Below are 1,385 nucleotides of genomic sequence, written 5' to 3' on the forward strand. Positions count from 1 at the left end.
TAGTACTACAGTTGCGTATTAACCCGTTTTCTTCGATGACAACAGGCGGCGACAGACTGGTGTATTCGCCGCCATCGTGACCATGCCCAGATGAAGACGGGATGGTTATGAGCAGCGCATATGAGCTTTGCGATGAGCCGGCGGATTTCCGGCGTTGTGAGCACGTCCTGAACAGGCGTCATGCTGCCCGTCGGTTCGGACTCGTTTTGTCCCGTTTGGCGGGATCGCCGAGATCGTCTTCGGCACGGGTCCATATGGCGCGGCGCTGGTCGGCGGCGAGCTTGGCAAGGAAGGCGGCGGCGGCCATGACAAGCGTCATGTGGCGATGCCAGCCATGCCAGGAGCGGGCCTCGCAATGATCGAGGCCGAGGTCATCCTTGGCGCGCAGGAAGCATTCCTCGATGGTCCAGCGCAGGCCCGCTGCTCCGGCCAGTTCCGCCAGCGAGGCGCCTTCGCGGGCATAGGCGAAATAATAGGCAAGCTCGTCCGGGTTCCTGAGGCTGCGGCGGAAGAGCAGCCAGCGCTCAAAACCGTCCTGCGTTGTCCAACGGAGCGGCAGGCGCGCCCAATGATAGAGCCGCGGCCCCTTGGCGCCTTCGCCTGCCGACAGCGCATGCCAGTCGCCCGCTTCCAGTTCCTCCGCCAGATAGGCCGGGTCGCTCTGGATCAGGCCTTCCTGCGTCAGGAAACGCAAATGCTGGTTGGAGCGCACCGCCAGAACATAGGGCTGGCCACGATCCTCTAGCATGCGGCGCAACTGGTAGTCCGAACCATAAAGCGCGTCGGCCAGAACCCATGCGCAGGAAACTCCGCCATCCAACGCTGCAGCGATCATCTCGCGCGCCATGGCCGGCTTGGTGGCGAAGGCGATGCCCTCGGGTACGCTCGCGTTGCGGCGGCGGTCGCTGTCCTCGGCCCAGGCCTTGGGCAGATAGAGCCGGCGGTCGATCAGCGCATGGCCGAAGCGGCTGGCGTAGCTGAGAAACACGCCCACCTGGCAATTCTCGATCCGCCCGGCCGTACCCGAATATTGACGCGCGACCCCAACCGAATGCGCGCCTTTCTTGAGGAAACCCGTCTCATCCACGACCAGAACACCGTCCTCGCCGAGCGCTGCCGTGACATAATCCTGCACCAGCGCACGCAGCGCATCCGCCGACCAGGCACTGCGCCCTAGCAAGGACTGGATACGATAGGGCCGATCCAATCCGGCCTCTTCGGCCAGCATCCATCCAGTCTTGCGCTCGGCGCCCGAAAGCAGGCCATCGATGAACGCGCCGCCCGACGCCCGCGTCTCCGCTCGGCCCAGCGCCGGAGCCAAATGCACCTTCAACTCGTCAAGCGCCGCTCGCCAATCAACAAGCGTCCCAGCCCACTGCGCAATC

General features: G+C 64.3%; 1 protein-coding gene. It reads right to left on the minus strand.

Annotated features, from left to right (window positions below; translation table 11 throughout):
* Positions 1-178: 178 nt before the first annotated feature.
* On the minus strand, positions 179-1,333 hold the full coding sequence (locus GQY20_RS31885; RefSeq protein WP_408641156.1) for an IS701 family transposase: 1,155 nt from the start codon (positions 1,331-1,333) through the stop codon (positions 179-181).
* Between the last annotated feature and the right edge of the window lie 52 nt (positions 1,334-1,385).

This window comes from Flavisphingomonas formosensis, assembly GCF_009755815.1.
GTDB lineage: Bacteria > Pseudomonadota > Alphaproteobacteria > Sphingomonadales > Sphingomonadaceae > Flavisphingomonas > Flavisphingomonas formosensis.